16 protein-coding genes are annotated in these 15424 nt (G+C 71.4%); 2 read left to right on the plus strand and 14 right to left on the minus strand.

The genetic code is table 11. The annotated features are described in order from the left end of the window. Nucleotides 1–5: 5 nt before the first annotated feature. Nucleotides 6–410, minus strand: coding sequence for a DUF3224 domain-containing protein (locus tag ACZ6TD_RS41000; RefSeq protein WP_471346335.1), 405 nt, complete (start codon nt 408–410; stop codon nt 6–8). Nucleotides 411–505: 95 nt separating this feature from the next. Here ACZ6TD_RS41000 and ACZ6TD_RS41005 point away from each other — a divergent pair, with 95 nt between their 5' ends. Next, nucleotides 506–1486 carry a helix-turn-helix transcriptional regulator gene (locus ACZ6TD_RS41005; RefSeq protein WP_471346337.1) on the plus strand — a complete coding sequence of 327 codons (981 nt, stop codon included), beginning with the start codon at nt 506–508 and terminating at the stop codon, nt 1484–1486. A gap of 76 nt (nt 1487–1562) precedes the next feature. Continuing rightward, complete coding sequence (locus ACZ6TD_RS41010; protein ID WP_471346339.1) at nt 1563–2027, plus strand: hypothetical protein; 465 nt, start codon at nt 1563–1565, stop codon at nt 2025–2027. A gap of 68 nt (nt 2028–2095) precedes the next feature. Here the strand turns inward: ACZ6TD_RS41010 and ACZ6TD_RS41015 are convergent, their stop codons facing one another. The 13 genes from ACZ6TD_RS41015 to ACZ6TD_RS41075 form a co-directional block, all read right to left on the minus strand. Then, a complete protein-coding gene (locus ACZ6TD_RS41015; RefSeq protein ID WP_471346341.1) occupies nt 2096–2575 on the minus strand; it encodes a MarR family winged helix-turn-helix transcriptional regulator in 480 nt (159 codons plus the stop codon). Between the two features lie 81 nt (nt 2576–2656). Further along, nucleotides 2657–3493, minus strand: a complete 837-nt coding sequence (locus tag ACZ6TD_RS41020; protein WP_471346342.1) for a maleate cis-trans isomerase family protein — start codon at nt 3491–3493, stop codon at nt 2657–2659. Nucleotides 3494–3529: 36 nt separating this feature from the next. Further along, a complete protein-coding gene (locus tag ACZ6TD_RS41025) occupies nt 3530–4381 on the minus strand; it encodes an alpha/beta fold hydrolase (RefSeq protein ID WP_471346344.1) in 852 nt (283 codons plus the stop codon). Further along, a complete protein-coding gene (locus ACZ6TD_RS41030; RefSeq protein ID WP_471346346.1) occupies nt 4378–5085 on the minus strand; it encodes an isochorismatase family protein in 708 nt (235 codons plus the stop codon). The genes ACZ6TD_RS41025 and ACZ6TD_RS41030 overlap by 4 nt, the downstream gene beginning before the upstream one ends. Beyond that, on the minus strand, nt 5082–5723 hold the full coding sequence (locus ACZ6TD_RS41035; RefSeq protein WP_471346348.1) for an SRPBCC family protein: 642 nt from the start codon (nt 5721–5723) through the stop codon (nt 5082–5084). Before ACZ6TD_RS41035 ends, ACZ6TD_RS41030 begins: the two co-directional genes overlap by 4 nt. Beyond that, nucleotides 5714–6253, minus strand: coding sequence for a (2Fe-2S)-binding protein (locus ACZ6TD_RS41040; RefSeq protein ID WP_471346349.1), 540 nt, complete (start codon nt 6251–6253; stop codon nt 5714–5716). Before ACZ6TD_RS41040 ends, ACZ6TD_RS41035 begins: the two co-directional genes overlap by 10 nt. Beyond that, nucleotides 6250–8622: a xanthine dehydrogenase family protein molybdopterin-binding subunit gene (locus tag ACZ6TD_RS41045; RefSeq protein ID WP_471346351.1), complete on the minus strand. Its 2373-nt coding sequence runs from the start codon at nt 8620–8622 to the stop codon at nt 6250–6252. Before ACZ6TD_RS41045 ends, ACZ6TD_RS41040 begins: the two co-directional genes overlap by 4 nt. Then, on the minus strand, nt 8619–9467 hold the full coding sequence (locus tag ACZ6TD_RS41050; RefSeq protein ID WP_471346353.1) for an FAD binding domain-containing protein: 849 nt from the start codon (nt 9465–9467) through the stop codon (nt 8619–8621). Before ACZ6TD_RS41050 ends, ACZ6TD_RS41045 begins: the two co-directional genes overlap by 4 nt. 59 nt (nt 9468–9526) lie before the next feature. Beyond that, nucleotides 9527–10930: an MFS transporter gene (locus ACZ6TD_RS41055; RefSeq protein WP_471346355.1), complete on the minus strand. Its 1404-nt coding sequence runs from the start codon at nt 10928–10930 to the stop codon at nt 9527–9529. A 122-nt stretch (nt 10931–11052) separates the two neighbouring features. Then, complete coding sequence (locus ACZ6TD_RS41060) at nt 11053–12324, minus strand: FAD-dependent oxidoreductase (protein WP_471346357.1); 1272 nt, start codon at nt 12322–12324, stop codon at nt 11053–11055. 31 nt (nt 12325–12355) lie between these two features. Then, nucleotides 12356–13387, minus strand: a complete 1032-nt coding sequence (locus ACZ6TD_RS41065; protein WP_471346359.1) for a 2,5-dihydroxypyridine 5,6-dioxygenase NicX family protein — start codon at nt 13385–13387, stop codon at nt 12356–12358. A gap of 745 nt (nt 13388–14132) precedes the next feature. Continuing rightward, nucleotides 14133–14639, minus strand: coding sequence for a DinB family protein (locus tag ACZ6TD_RS41070; RefSeq protein ID WP_471346360.1), 507 nt, complete (start codon nt 14637–14639; stop codon nt 14133–14135). 41 nt (nt 14640–14680) lie between these two features. Further along, complete coding sequence (locus tag ACZ6TD_RS41075) at nt 14681–15358, minus strand: TetR/AcrR family transcriptional regulator (protein WP_471346362.1); 678 nt, start codon at nt 15356–15358, stop codon at nt 14681–14683. Nucleotides 15359–15424: the final 66 nt, after the last annotated feature.

A 15424-nucleotide genomic window follows, 5' to 3' on the forward strand; every position in this document is an offset into this window, starting at 1 on the left:
CGGGGTCAGAGCGTGTAGTCGAAGCTGTAGGGGGTCTCGGACTCCCCCTGGACGGCGGAGAAGGTGCCCGATCCGGTGAGCCCGGTCAGCTCGCCGGTGCCGGACCCGGGCACCACCTCGAAGGTGCAGTGGACGGCGGCGTCCTCACCCCAGCCGCCGTGCTGGACCACGACGAAGCTGCCCGCGCGCCCGTCCAGGGTGCCGGTCAGCAGCTCGTAGCCGCAGCAGACGCCGGTCTTGTCGGACAGATAGGTGATGGCGTACTGACAGCTGGTCCGCGGTGCCTCGATACCGCCCGAGAAGGCGTTCGTCACCACGGCCCGGGCCAGCTTGGCACCGCCCTCGGCCTCCTCGAGGGCGGACTCCTGCCAGTCGGCGTAGGTGAAGTGGCCGGTGGTGTGCGTGGTCATGGTGGATCCTTTCCGGGGCCGGGATCGGCTGCGGGAACCACTCTGGCCGCCGTACCTGACATCTTCTGTCAGGTACGGCGGCCACAATGGACCGCATGCGCGCCGACCGCCTCCTCTCACTGCTCCTGCTGTTGCAGAACCGGGGCCGGATGACCGCGCCCGAGCTCGCCGCCGAGCTGGAGGTCTCGGTGCGCACCGTCTACCGCGATGTGGAGGCGCTGAGCGCCTCCGGGGTGCCGGTGTACGCCGACCGGGGCCCGGCCGGGGGCTTTCGGCTGCTCGACGGATACCGCACCCGGCTGACCGGGCTCACCGGCGACGAGGCCGACTCGCTCTTCCTCGCCGGGATGCCGGGCCCGGCCGCCGAGCTGGGCCTGGGCGCCCACCTCACCACGGCCCAGCTCAAGCTGCGGGCCGCGCTCCCGGCCGAGCTGGGGGAGCGGTCCCGGCGCATCCAGGAGCGCTTCCACCTCGACGCGCCGGGCTGGTTCCGGGACGCCGAGCCGGTGCCCCATCTGGCGGCGGCCGCCGAGGCCGTATGGGAGCGGCGCGTCCTGCGGGTGCACTACCGCCGCTGGCGCGGCGAGGTGCGGCGGGAGCTGTGCCCGCTGGGCCTCGTCCTCAAGGGCGGCATCTGGTACCTGGTGGCGAGGGTCGAGGAATCCGTGCGCAGCTACCGGGTGGCGCGGATCCTCGACGCCGAGGTGCTGGAGGAGGTCTTCGAGCGGCCCGCCGGATTCGACCTCGCCGCCTCCTGGGCGGAGTCGTCCCGCCGGCTGGAGTCCATGCGCTTCCAGGGCGAGGCCGAACTCCTGCTCTCCGAGCGCGGGATGAAGCTGCTCCCGATGCAGTTCGGGGCGGTGGGCGCGGAGGCGGTGGCCGCTGCGGGCGCGCCCGACGCCGAGGGGCGACGGCGTGTCGTCCTCCCGGTGGAGTCGCTGCCGGTCGCGGTCCACGACATGCTGCGGCTGGGCACCGACGCCGAGGTGCTGGGCCCGCCCGAGCTGCGGTCGGCCGTCGCCCGCGCCGTCACCGAACTGGCCCGCCGCTACGGCGCGCCGGACGACACCCCTTAAGGCCCCGCCGCGCCACGACACGCCGAGCGGCGCGGGCGCGAGCGGCTAGCGTCGTTTCGAAAGACGGGAGGCGGCGATGGCGGAAGCGCGGCAGCAGGCGCCGGAGGGCGATGCCGTACTCACCCGGATCGGGCAGGCGGTCATGCTGCACCGGGGCGGCGACCGGGAGGAGGCGCGCAATCGCCTCGCCGCGCTGTGGCGGGAGATCGAACGGGACGGCGCCCCCTTCCACCGCTGCGCCCTCGCCCACTATCTGGCCGACACCCAGGACGACCCGCTCGACGAGCTGATCTGGGACCTGCGGGCGCTCGCCGCCGCCGACGCGCTCACCGGGGCGCTGGTGCCGAGGGCGTTCCTGCCCTCCCTCCACCTCAACGTGGCCGCGAGCCATCTGAAGCTGGGGCAGGAGGAGGCGGCCCGGGGCCAGCTGGCGCTGGCGCGCGAGGCCGCCGGCGCGCTCGGCGAGGATCCGTACGGCGACGGGGTGCGGGCGGCCATCCTGCGGCTGACGCTGGTCCTGGAGGGCGCCGTCGAGGACTGAAGGTCCGGCGCCCGGAAGACCCTCGCCGGGTAGCGGGGGTGGGCCGTGTGCCCAGGCGCGGCAGACGGCTATGCCGCCTCCGCCAGTTCCTCCCAGCGGTCGGCGAGCGCCTTCAGCTTGACGACGAACCGTTCGCGTTCCGCCTCGTCGAAGGACTCCAGGAGGATCTTGTCGAGCCTGCGCGCCCGGTGGTTCGCCTCCCGGAGCGCCTCTTGGCCCGCGTCGGTCAGGTAGAGCAGTTTGCGACGGCCGTCGGCAGCCGCGGTTCGCCGGGCGAGCAGACCACGGTTCTCCAGCCGGCGAGCCACGTCGGCCATGGTGGAGGTGTCCAGGGCGACGGCGGCGGCCATGGAGCGCTGGTCCTGGCCCGGATGGGCTTCCACTGTCTGCAGCACCGCGAACTGAGGGCCGGTGAGGACTGGGTCCACCTCCCGTGCCCACACGGCGAGATACGCCTGGTAGAGACGGCGGACCTGATAGCCGGGCGCGGCTGTCAGGGCAGTGGGAGCCGCCGGGCGGGTCTCGGCGGACGGGGTCGGGTCAGTCATAGAACCTACTTAAGCACGCACGGTTGACGCCGAGGGATAGCGGGGCGGGCGCCGGCACACCCTCCGGCCCCGGCCGCAGGCTCACCGACCGGTACCGAGGTGGATCGGTCCCGTACCGCCGGAGCTCCGCCCGGCCGTCGTTCCGGAGCCGCTCCCGGCCGGGCGGGAGACCTGACCGCCGAGCAGGCTCCCGGCGCCGGGCACGACGGGCGGCAGCCCGAGCTCCGTCAGGATGCGGAACGCGGTGGAGGTGGCCGCTGACAGCACGGGCAGCCCCGCCTCGTCCTCGACGGGCTGGATCGACGCCAGCGACGGCATCTGCACGCAGGCCGACAGCACCAGCGCGTCGGCCCTGCCCAGGTTCAGGCGGCGCCAGTGCTCACGGAGATCGGCGGGGTCCAGACGGGCCACCGCCAGGTTGTCCGGAACTTCGAGGCTGAGCGCGTCGACCACCTCGATACCGGCGTCCTCGATGTAGTCGACCACCTTGGCGGTGAGCTCCTTCATATACGGCGTGATGATCGCGACCCGGCGGGCGCCGAGCGCCTCGACGCCGCTGAGCAGGGCGCCGGCGCTGGAGACCACGGGCGCCTGGGAGCCCTCGGCCCGCAGCGCGGAGGTGATGTCGGCCTCCGCCACACAGTGGTGACCCGGCCCCTGCGCCATGATGGCGACCAGGCAGGCGGTGGCGACGACGTCGGGCCGCGCGTCGGCCAGTTCGAGGGCGGCCCGCTCGGTCTGCGCGTTCATGGCGCGCAGCTCGTCCGGGGTGACGTGCTTCATCCGCATCCGGCTGGTGTGGAAGACGAAGCGGTCGTGGGAGGCGATGGACTCCCGTGCGGTGAGCATCCGGGGAAGCTCGGTCTCCATCGTCAGGTTGGAGCTGGGCACGATCAGCCCGATGTGATGGTCTGCCATGGGATTGGTCCTCCGAAACGGGGCAGCGGGCACCGGTCAGGCGGCCGGGGAGAGGATGGTCCGCAGCGCGTCGCGGAGCGTCGCGGTGGCGGTGGCCGGGGCGTCCCAGAAGATCATGTGGCCGGCGCCGGGGATCTCGTGCAGCGGCACCGACGGATTGCTCCCGGCGGCCTCCCGCGCCCCTTCCGCCGTCACGACGGGACTGTCGGCTCCGTAGAGCAGGTGGGCCGGTCCGGGCACCCGGGGCCACCAGTCGAAGAAGTCCTCGTGTTCGAAGCCGTGGTGCGTGGCCACGATGGCCTCCTCGGCGCAACTGGACAGCCAGCGGGCCCGCAGCTCCTGTTCCCGCCGCGGCCAGGTGGGCCAGGAGGCGGCCACCTCGTCGGCGTCCGTTCCGCGCCGGGCTTCGGAGAGTTGCCGCAGGAACACCTCCCGGGTGGTGGGGTAGGGTCCGCGATCCGGGCCGCTCATCGGCGGATCGGCCAGCACGGTGCCGCGCAGGGGCACCTTGGCACGCACCGCGACGGCCGCCGCGATCCGCGCGCCCATGGAGTGACCGAGGAGCAGCGGACGGTCGAGGCCGAGGTGGGTGATGAGGGCTTCGGTGTCCTCGGCGTACTCCTCCAGCCCGTAGCCGTCGCCCTCGTCGGACAGACCCCGGCCGCGTACGTCCAGCACCACCGGCCTGACCAGGTCGGTCAGTTCGCGTGCCACGAAGTCCATGGTGACCGCGGGACTGGTGATACCGGGCAGGACGACCAGCGCCGGCAGGTCGCCGCCGTAGTCGAGGGCGTGCAGCCGTACCTCTCCGGAGCGCACCCACCGGCTCGTGGCCGGCACATCGGCCAGATCGGCGAGCGCGCTCTGCAGGACCGAACGCCGTGTCATGTGCTGTCTCCTCGTCGGTGGGAACGCCGGGCCGCGTCAGGAGCCGCCGGGGCGGGAACGGAGCCGATGTAGCCGACGGCGTCCTCGAGGGTGACGACGTCGCCGTACTTAGCCTGGATGTCGAAGAGCGCCGCGTCCGCCGGCCCCTCGGCCCGGTCACCCACGCAGGCACGGGGCACCAGCACCGGGAAGCCCGACTGGACGGCGTCGACCACGGTGGCCCGCACACAGCCGCTCGTGGTGGCGCCGCACACCACGACGGTGTCGCGGCCCAGACCGGTCAGGATGGCGGCGAGACTCGTGCCGAAGAAGGCCGAGGCCCCCTTCTTCATCACCAGCGGATCGTGTCCCGGCCGCATGGGCAGCCGCGGGTCGATGGCCACGGCATCACTGCCCTCGACCAAGGTGCGCATACCGGGGGCCTTGCGCAGCCAGGCGACCGCGTCACCGGACGCCTCGGCCTCGGTGTAGGCGATCGCGGTGAAGATCACCGGCACATCCACCGGCCGGGCCGCCTCGATCAGGCGGGTGGTGGCGGCCACGACCTCGGAGAGGTCGGCACCGGAAGGGTAGGAGTCCTCGGTGAAACCGCGGGTCAGGTCCACCACGACGATCGCCGGACGGCTGCCGCGCCGCACCGCGGCACCGAAGCCGGCCCGCTGGTAGGTGCGGTCGGCGGCGACGCCGTACAGTCCGCCGCTCATCGGCGCCTCCCCAGCAGCCAGCCCTGAGAGAGCCCGAACAGGAACGCGGCCGCGACCGGGCCGTACTTCTTCAGCAGCGGGCCCGCGATCAGCACCATTCCGTTGAGCTCACCGGGCGCCTCGGCGGCCGCGCCGGCCGCGGGAGTGGCCGCGGCGGGCGCCGCGCCGGAGGCGGGGGACACTTCCGCGCCGTCCTGCTGAAGGAGAAGGTCGCCGAGGTTCTGGGCGAACTGCTGGAGGATCCTGTCGGACACCGCCCCGATGGCTCCCTTGCCGAACTGGGCGATCTTGCCCCGGATCACCAGGTCGGTGGAGAGGTTCAGCTGGGCGCCGCCCTCGGCCGGGAGGACCTCCAGGGAAACCTCGGCCTCGGCGTCGCCGCTGCCGTGGGTGTCGGCGCCGCTGGCGTGGACACGCAGCCTCCGCTTTTCGGCGTCGACCTCCAGGAAGCGCACGGTGCCGGCATAGGCGGCCGAGATCGGGCCCACCTTGATCTTGACCGCACCACGCCAGGCATCGCCGTCACGGCCTTCAAGAGCGGCGCCGGGCATACAGGACGCCACTCTCCGGACGTCGCCGAGCAGCGCGAACACCGCGTCGGGCTCGGCTTTGACGGAAACGGTATTGATCAGTTGCATGAGTCCTCCTCGGCGCCCATGGCACGCTGAGAGCGCCGGGCGGTCGCGCAGGCGTCGATCGCCTCGACGATGGTCTGGTAGCCGGTGCACCGGCACAGGTTCGCGGCGACGACCTCCCGGATGTCCTCCTTGGTCGCCTCCGGCCGCTCCGCGAGGAAGCCCTGGGCCAACATCAAGAAGCCGGGGGTGCAGAAGCCGCACTGCAGGCCGTGGTGAGCGGTGAAGGCCCGCTGGAGATCGCTGAGCTCACCGGTGCCGGAGTCGGCGAGGGATTCGACGGTGGTGATCCGCGCTCCCTCCGCCTGGGCGGCGAACATCAGACAGGCCCGGACCGGGAGCCCGTCGACGAGCACGGTGCAGGCCCCGCAGACCCCGTGCTCGCAGCCGACATGAGTGCCGGTCAGCCGCAGATCGTGGCGGAGCACGTCCACCAGGGTGCGGCGCGGCGCCGTGATCACCTCGTATGACGTGCCGTTGACGTCGAGCGTGATGAGCTGGACGTCGTCGCCCAGGCCGGTGGTGTCGTTCATGGTGTCTGCTCCGGTGTGCGGGGGGTCAGGGCACGGTGGACCGTCTCCGGTGTGATGGGCGTGTGGTCCAGTTCGACGCCGGTGGGCCGCAGTGCGTCGTTGACGGCGTTGAGTACGGCGGCGGGGGCCCCGATGGTGCCGCCCTCGCCGGCGCCTTTGGCTCCCGTCGCGGTGAAGGCGCAAGGGGTCTCCAGATGGTGGATCACCACCTCCGGGATCTCGTGTGCGGTGGGCACCTTGTAGTCCATGAAGCTGGTGGCCGACGGCTCGCCCTGGGCGTCGTAGGTGATCTGCTCGAAGAGCGCCCCCGAGATCCCCTGTGCGATGCCGCCCCGGCACTGCCCCTCCACCACCTGCGGATTGACGGCGACACCGCAGTCCTCGACGCAGAAGTAGGCGAGGATTTCCACCTGCCCGGTGCCCTCGTGCAGTTCCACCACCGCCCCGTGGGTGGCATTGGAGAAGGTGCCGTCGTTGTGGACGTCGAAGACGGCGGTGGCGGTGAGGCCCGGGTCGATGTCCTTGGGCAGCAGATGCGATTTGAGATAGGCGGTGTCGGCCAGGTGCTCGTAGGAGAGTGCGACATCCGGGTCGTCGCGTCGGCGGACCCGGCCCCGGTCCAGTTCGGTGTCCTCCGGGGGGATGCCCCACTCGGCGGCGGCGATGGCGCGGAGTTTGTCGCCGAGCTTGCCCGCCGCCAGACGTACGGCACTGCCGCCGACCGCGATCGAGCGGCTGGCGAAGGTGCCCCAGCCGTAGGTGATGCGGTCGGTGTCGCCCTGGTGGAGTTTGACCTTGGCGAGGTCGAGGTGGAGCGTATCGGCGACGATCTGCGCCATGGTCGTCTCATGGCTCTGCCCGTGGCTGATGGTGCCGGTGGTGGCGGTGACCGCGCCGCTGGTGTCCATGCGGACCTCGGCGAGGTCGAACCCGGGCACGACCTCCATCTTGCGCTGGGCGAAGGCGGCGGAGCCGTAGCCGGTGCGCTCGCTGAAGCAGCTGTAGCCGATCCCGATGTGCCGCCCCTCGGCCGTGGCCGCGGCCTGCCGGTCGTACCAGCCCGCCTCGTGCAGTGCCCGCTCGCACAGGTCGAGGGATTCCAGATACGAGCCGGGGTCGTAGGTGATGTTGTTGACGCCGGTGTACGGGAAGTCGGTGATGACGTTGCGGCGCCGGATCTCCACCGGGTCCAGGCGCAGTTCGCGGGCGGCGCGTTCCATGAGCCGCTCGATGGCCATGACGTAACTCGGGCGGCTCACGCCCCGGTAGGGGGCGGTGGGCGCCTTGTTGGTGGTGATGGCCCGGCCGCGCACCCGGTAGGCGGGGACCTTGTAGACGCCGGGCATCTCGGCGGAGGCCATCAGCGGCTCGATACCGGCGGTGAACGGATAGCAGGAGTAGGCGCCCATGTCGCACACCACGTCCGCGTCGAGGCCGAGGATCCGGCCGTCGGCGTCGAAGGCGGCGCGCGCGGTGTAGTGCTGTTCCCGGGCGAGGAACGAGGCGGACAGGGCGTCCTTGCGGTCCTCGATCCACTTGACGGGCCGGCCGAGCCGCAGCGCGGCCGCCGCGGCGGCGATCTCCTCGCGGCCGACCACGCACTTGAGGCCGAAGCCGCCACCCATGTCCGGGACGATCACGCGCACCGCGCGCTCGTCCAGCCGCAGGCAGCGCGAGGCCACGGTCCGCACCTGATGCGGGGTCTGGGTGCAGGTGTGCAGGACGAGCTGCTCCTCCCGGTCGTCCCACTGCGCCACCGCGCCACGCGTCTCCAGCGGCAGGGCGTTCTGGCGGCCGGTTCGCACATCGACGTGGACCACGCACGGAGCCTGGTCGAAGACCTCGTCGATGCCCTCGGTGGCGAACAGGCGGACGTCGACCAGGGTGTTCCGGGCGGCCTCCGCATGCACCCGCGGAGCGTCGGGGGCGAGGGCCTGTTCCTCACAGGTGATGGGCGGCAGCGGCGCGTACGTCACCTTGGCGGCCTCCAGGCCGTCCTCGGCGAGGTAGGGGTCCCGGGCGACGACCACGGCGACGGGCTCGCCGACGTAGCGGACCCGGTCGCGGGCGAGGACGGGCATGGCGGTCGGCACGAACTCCGAGAGCGGGCGGCCGAGCTGGGCGGTGATGTCACCCAGCTCCAAGTCGGCGGCGGTGAACGCGGCGACGACACCCGGGACCTGACGCACCCGCGTCAGATCGATCTCGGTGATCGTCCCGTGAGCGACCGTGCTGCGGACGAACTGCGCGTGCAGCATGCCGGGCAGCTCGATGTCGTCGACGAAACGGCCGCGTCCGGACAGCAGCCGGGGATCCTCGCGGCGCGCCACCGACCTGCCGACCAGCCGGTCGTCCTTGGCGGACGTCATCGTGACATCGCCTCCTCACAGGCTCGCTCGATCAGATTGCGGATGAGGTGCTTGCGGTAGTCGCCGCTGCCGTGTCCGTCACTCGGCGGATCCACGGCGGAGGCCGCCGCCTCCGCGCAGTCCCGGAACGAGCCGCCGGCCGCCAGCACGGCCTCCGCCTCGGGCACGCGTACCGGCATCGCGGCGACACCGCCCAGAGCCACCCGGCCGCCGCGGATGTCCTCGCCGTCGGTCGCCAGATCGACCGCGGCGGAGACGATGGCGAAGTCTCCGCGACGCTCGGCGAACTCGGTGAGCGCCGCGTGCGGCGCGGGGCGGGGGAAGACGATCTCCAGAAGGATCTCGTCGGGGTCCAGGGCGGTGGTGTAGTAGCCGAAGAAGAACTCACCGGCCGGGATGCGACGCCGCCCGCGCGGGCTGTGGGTCACGAGCTCGGCGTCGAGCAGCACGGCCAGCAGGCACCACTCGGCGGTCGAGTCGGCGTGCGCGATACTCCCGCCCACGGTGCCGCGGGTCCGGATCGGCAGATGGCCGATCCACCGCATGGCATCGCGGATGACCTCGAAACCCGCCCCGAGCCGGTCCGCGGGCGCGGTCTCCACCGTGTGATGGGTGGTGAGCGCCCCGATGTGCAGCCCGCCGTCGGCCTCGACTCCCAGATGGTCGAGTTCGCGCAGGCCGGCGATGTCGACCAGATGCCCCGGGCGGGCCAGCCGGAAGTTCATCATCGCGACCAGACTCTGGCCGCCGGCGATGACCTTGGCTTCGTCGGACAGTTCGGCCAGGAGTGCCGTGGCGCCCTCGACGTCGCGCGCCCGGTGGTACTGGAAGGGAGCGGGCTTCATGTTTCTCCTGTCGTTTTTCGACGGCTGACCCGGGCAGTCCGGTCGGGGCGGGCTGCCCTTCAGCGCACCGGCTGACCGACGGCCGGCTCCGGGGACGCGGGGGCGGGCACAGCGGTCGGGTCGTCCTCGTCGAGGTCGCGTCCCTTTGTCTCGGGCGCCGCGAACGCCGTCCAGACGACGGCCCCCAGGACGGCCACGGCCAGTACCCCGAACGTCAGCGGCAGTCCCAGCAGCGGCCACATCACCGAGCCGAAGAGCATCGGGGCGAAGCCGGTGAGCGCCCGGCTGAACGAGGACGCCCAGCCGAAACCGCTGGCACGCAGCGTTGTCGGGTACAGCTCGGAGACGTAGGCGTACATGGCGGGGATGGTCAGCTGCATCAGGAAGCCGAAGGCGGCGATGGCCACGATGGAACCCGTCGGCATGCGCATCACCAGCGCGAACGCCACCAGTGCGAGCGAGGCGATCGGGGCCGAGACCCCTATGAGCCACTTCCGGCCGACCGCGTCCACCAGCACCGTGGAGGTCAGGACGCCGACGATGCCGACCGCGCTCATCAGCGTGGTGCTCATGAAGGCGGCCGTGTCGCCGAGGCCCTCCTCCTTGAGAATGGACGGCAGCCAGCTCAGGGCCGCGTAGTACACCAGCATGACGGTGGCGAACAGCAGCCAGGCGGCGGAGGTGATGCGCGGGCTGAACTTCCAGACGGCACGCAGCTGTTCGAGGGCGGCGCGGGGGCCGTTCCTCCCGGCCTCGTGCACCGGGGCGGGAATGACGTACGGCTCGACGGGCGCACCCGTGCGGGCGACCAGATCGTCGATGACGGCCCGCGCCTCGGCTTCCCTGCCCTTCCTGCTGAGGTAGACGGGCGACTCCGGCACACCCCTTCGCACCCAGAACAGCAGCAGCGCCGGAATGCTCATCACGCTGAGCATCCACCGCCAGTTGCCTTCGAGGGACAGCATGGCCGTCGAGACCAGACCGCACAGGGTCACGCCGATCGGCCACCAGGCGTCCAGCGCGGTCAGTACGCGTCCGCGGTACTTCGTCGGGGAGAACTCCGCCACCAGGGCGTAGTCGACGGGGACACAACCGCCCAGTCCGACACCCGCGACGAAGCGCAGGGCGAGGAAGATCGCGTAGTTCGGGGCCAGGGCACCGGCCACCGAGAACAGCGCGAAGATCAGCAGGGTGACGCTGAATGCCTTCTTGCGTCCGATGCGGTCGGCGATCGCGCCCCAGGTCACCGCGCCCACGGCCATGCCCACCAGATTCGCGGTGGCCACCAGACCTCGCTGGGAGAGGGAGAGGTGGAAGTGGTCGCCCAACAGCGGCATCAGGAAGCCGTTGAGGGCGATGTCATAGGCGTCGAAGAGGTAGCCGAGGCCGCCGATGATGAAGATCCTGCCCTGGACCCCCCATCTCCATGGGAGGTCCTGGACGATCTGGTCGCCTGTTTTCACTGTCGCTCCACGGGGTGTTCGGGGATGTGCCCGCGCGGGGCGACACCGAGGTGGATGAGCGGGAAGTGGCCCCGGAGGGGGCGGGTGACGAGTGGGGAATGAGAGGGAGGGGGAGGGTCTGGTCAGCGGGCGAAGCGGTAGTCGAAGGCGCCCAGGTCCGGGTCGTCGAGCGGGCTGCCGCTCCACAACCAGTGGTAGGAGACGTCGGATTCGCCGTCGAAGCCGCGCCGCAGCAGGGCGTCCCTGGCCTCCTGCTGCGGGCCGTCGGGATAGTGGTAGAAGGTCTTGTTCTGCAGCGAGGCGTCCTGGACCATGCCGGCGTGCTTGGCTCGCCGGTCCACGTAGCGTCGCAGCGCGCCCTCGACGCCGTCGGCGTTGACACGGCCCAGTTCTTCGGCCAGTACGGCGGCGTCCTCCATGGCCTGGGAGGCCCCCTGGGCCTGGTAGGGCAGCATGGCGTGGCAGGCGTCGCCCAGGAGGGCCACCCGGCCGTCCATCCAGACCGGGTCGCGCCGGCGGTGGTAGAGGGCGAAGGAGAGCACGTCCTCCTTGGCCTTGGACAGCATCGCCGCCGCCCGATCGTCCCAGCCCTCGTAGGCGTTCACCAGGTCTTCCGCGGTGGCCGAGCCGGTCCATCTCTCGGCGACCTCGTCCGTGCACGGGACGCAGCCGACGACGTTGAGGTACTCGCCGCCGCGGATCATGTAGTGGACCAGGTGCCGATCGGGGCCGTACCAGATGGTGCTCTGGAAGCGGTCCATCAAAAAGCGCGTGGCCGGGTCGGCGGCGATGAGGTCGCCGGGGATGAGGGCCCGGAAGGCCATCTCGCCGGAGAACAGCAGGGTGTCCGGGAGGCCCATGAGATCGCGGACCCGGGAGCGTATGCCGTCGGCGCCGATCAGCACGTCGGCCTCGAAGCGCCGGCCGTCCTCGGTCAGGGCAGCGGGGCGACGGGGGTTGCCGCGGTCCAGTTCGCCGACCCGGCTCGAGGTGTGCAGTGCGACCACCGGGCCGGGGCCGGTCGGCTCGACGCAGGCATCGGTGAGGACACCGTGCAGATCGGCCCGGTGGTAGTGCCAGTACGGCGCGTTGTACCGCTGCTTGCAGTAGTCACCGAGCTGGGTGAGGCCGATGATGCTGCCGTCCTTCCACCGGCGCCGCACCTGGTCCTGGGGCTCGGTGCGGATGGCCTCCAGTCGCTTGCGCAGGCCCAGCCCGAGCAGGACCCGGCTCGCGTTGGGCGCTGTTTGGATGCCTGCGCCGATCTCGCCGAACCGCGGTGCCTGCTCCAGCACGGTCACCTGATGGCCGCGCTGCCGCAGCGACAGCGCGGCGGTCATTCCGCCGAGCCCGCCGCCGACGATGACGACGTCGAGGGATTGGGTGGATGCCATCTTCTCTCCAGATGCAGGTGCGGCGGCGGGATCAGAAGTCGACGAGTCGGCCCGCGGTGACGACGTCCTGGTCGTCGACGGAGACGGTGCAGCCGCGCATGGCGATGTCGACGTGCGCATACGATTCGCGCCGCAGTACGGGGTGGGGTCCGGTGGACCACAGGAAGTTCCCGGCGAACGCCCGCGCGTCCATGCCCATCAGCTCTTCCTTGCCGTACAGGGCGGTGGCGAACCAGTCGGCGGTGCGCATCAGGCCCCAGCCCATATGGGACAGGCTGCGTCCCCATTCGTCGTTCGCGTCGTCGAAGAAGGTGTTCAGCAGGTGGGCCTCGGCGCCACCGGACACCTTCTCGATGTTCCCGCCCGCGATCTCCAGAGTGACCGGCTGACGTACGTACTCCTTGAACGGCAGCAGGATGTCGCCCTCGGAGAGCACGATCCGGCCCTCGGAGAACCGCGGCCAGCACAGGACCATGGTGCTCGGCCAGTGGTCCCAGCGGCCCGGGTCGTCGGCGAAGCCCACTTGGAACTCCGGCTTGGAGCCGGGGAGTTCGATGGTCAGGTCGGTGCCGGCCTCGGAGGTCACCCGCATGACGGACGCGCTCTTCAGCAGGTTCACGCCCTTGAGCACCTCCGCCTTGTCCTCCGGGCTCGGCAGATTGCGCACGAGTACGTCGGGGGCGTCGCACACGAAGAGGATGCGGGTGCCCGTCCGCAGGATCTCCTGCTGGAGCGGGGCGTGGATGAAGCCCTCCCGGGTGAGGTCCACGACGAGGTCGGCGGCCTTGAGCAGGTCCTGCGCGGCGGTGTCGCCGAGCACCGCGCTCAGGCCGGGTCCGGCACCGGTGCGGGTGCTGTCGGAGGGCGACGGGTTGCCGCCGGGGACCGTGGCGGCGATGACGTGCGCGCCGCAGGCTTTGGCCGCGCCGAAGGCGGCCGCCACGTAGTCGCCGCGGCTGGTGGGCTCGGACAGGACGACGACGTGCTCATCGGGCTTGAGCTTGCACAGCTTCAGCTCCTGGGTGAACGCGTCGAGCAGGTCAACGGAGGTGAGGTCGAGCATGTCTCGCTCCTGGGGGAGGGGGAGGTGGCAGACGGCGATCGCACGGTCCGGGCGGGCGCAGAGGTATAGATCCAGCCATGCGGCCAGGTGGCTTCATGGGGAGGCGTGGGTCTCACGGGCGCCGCCGACGCAATTAATCCGAACGCGTACGATCTGGGTTTGGCAAGGGGTACGGCCGAATTATTTTGTGATCGGTTCGCCTCCCGGGGTGGCCGCGACGGGCAGAACGCCCCCGCTGACCTCGTATTTTCCCCACGCGTCGGCCGTCTTTCCCGGCTTCACGAAGATGAACGAAAGATGATCGTGGCTGGCATGAAGCCTTGCGCCGAGAGTTCGTACGTGCTCGGATGGTTTCTGTTCACATCCGGAACTGCGTGCCCTGAGCTGCCTCGCGATGGCTGGTTCTCAGCGGCGCGCCGCCCCCGAGGAGGGCTCCGATGGCCAACCGCCGATACGGCGCCGCCGCGTTACCGCACCTGCCCCGGTGCCTCCACGGAAACACGTGAGGGCCGCAGGGTGTCGGCCCTGCGGCCCCATCCGACACGGCACCACCTGACTCGGGTCGCTATGGGGTGTCCGGCGGATCTTTCCCCTCCCCGCCCCTTCCCGATACTGAGGCTCCGCCCCAGACCCCGGGGTTCAGGGGCGAAGCCCCTGCCACGCGGCGGAGCCGCATATCGATGCCGCGGGAAGGGGCGGGGAGGGGAGTGGCCCGCGGCAGGCGTCACGATCCGTCGGACACCCCCTAGTCGCCGGTGACGCCGTCGATCCGCTCGCGGATCAGGTCGGCGTGACCGTTGTGGCGGGCGTACTCCTCGATCATGTGCAGATAGATCCAGCGCAGGTTGTAGTCCCCGCGGCCGGGGCGGGTGATCACATCGTCCAGGGAGCGGCCCGCGGCGGCCTCCTTGGCCTTGGCGATCTCCTCCCGCCAGATGGCGAAGGCGGTCTCCGAGGTGTCCTCGTCGGTGAGGTGGAACTCCCCGTCCGGGTCCTCCTCGCTGTACCAGATCGGCGCTATGTCCTGCTGGGCGAGCACCCGCCGGAACCAGCTCCGCTCGACCTCGGCCATATGTCGTACGAGGCCGAGCAGGGTCAGCCCGGACGGCGGCGCCGACGCCTCGCGCAGTCGCTGGTCGTCCAGCCCCTCGCATTTGAGGGCGAGGGTCGCGCGGTGGAAGTCCAGCCACCCCTCCAGGCTGGTGCGTTCATCGGCGGTCCGGGGTGCTTCGGCGCGTTCTGTGGTCGTCATGGCGGTCATGATGGCGGTCCGGCCTCCCGGCCCGCCACGCGTTATCCGTCGAGCATCCCGCGCAGCAGCTCCTCGAAGCCGGTGCGCAGCGCCGCGCGGTCGGGTACGGCGTCGTGGTCGGCGCCCGCGGCGCAACTGAACATCAGCCCCTCGCACCAGGCGACCAGCGACCGCGCGTGCCGCCGGGGCTCGGTGGAGCCCAGTGCTGTCATCATCGCCTCGAGCGGCTCACGGAAGCCGCGCCCCGTGGCGTCGTAGAACTCCCGCAGCTCGGGGCGGCGGGTCGCCTCCAGCGCGAGCTCGTAGCGGGCGATCAGCAGATCGCGCTGGGCGGTGAGCGAGCGGTGCAGGGCGAGCGCGAGCGCGTCGGCCGGCCCCGCGATCGGATCGGTTCCGTCCGGTGCCGCGCCGGCGGGGCGCGGCATCTCGTCGGGCGCCAGCACCTCCGCCTCCCGCTGGGCCAGCCGCCGGACCGCCGCCTTGAGCAGGGCGGCGCGGGTCCGGGCGTGGTTGGAGGTCGAGCCGAGCGGCAGCCCGGCCGCCTCGTCCACCGCACGGTGCGTCAGCCCCCGCATCCCGCGCTCGGCCAGCAGCGCCAGCGCGGTGTCGGCGATCAGCTCGGCGCGGGAGGCGCCGGACGCGGAGGCGGACGGGGAGGCGGACGCGGGGGCGGGCGGGGAGGTGCCGGAAGCGGAAGCGGCGGTTCGATCAGCGGTCATGGGGCCAACCTAAGCCCATCCGCCATCCGTACTACGGATGTAGTAACGTAAGTGAGTACTACACCT

The sequence above is a fragment of the Streptomyces yongxingensis genome (assembly GCF_055597465.1).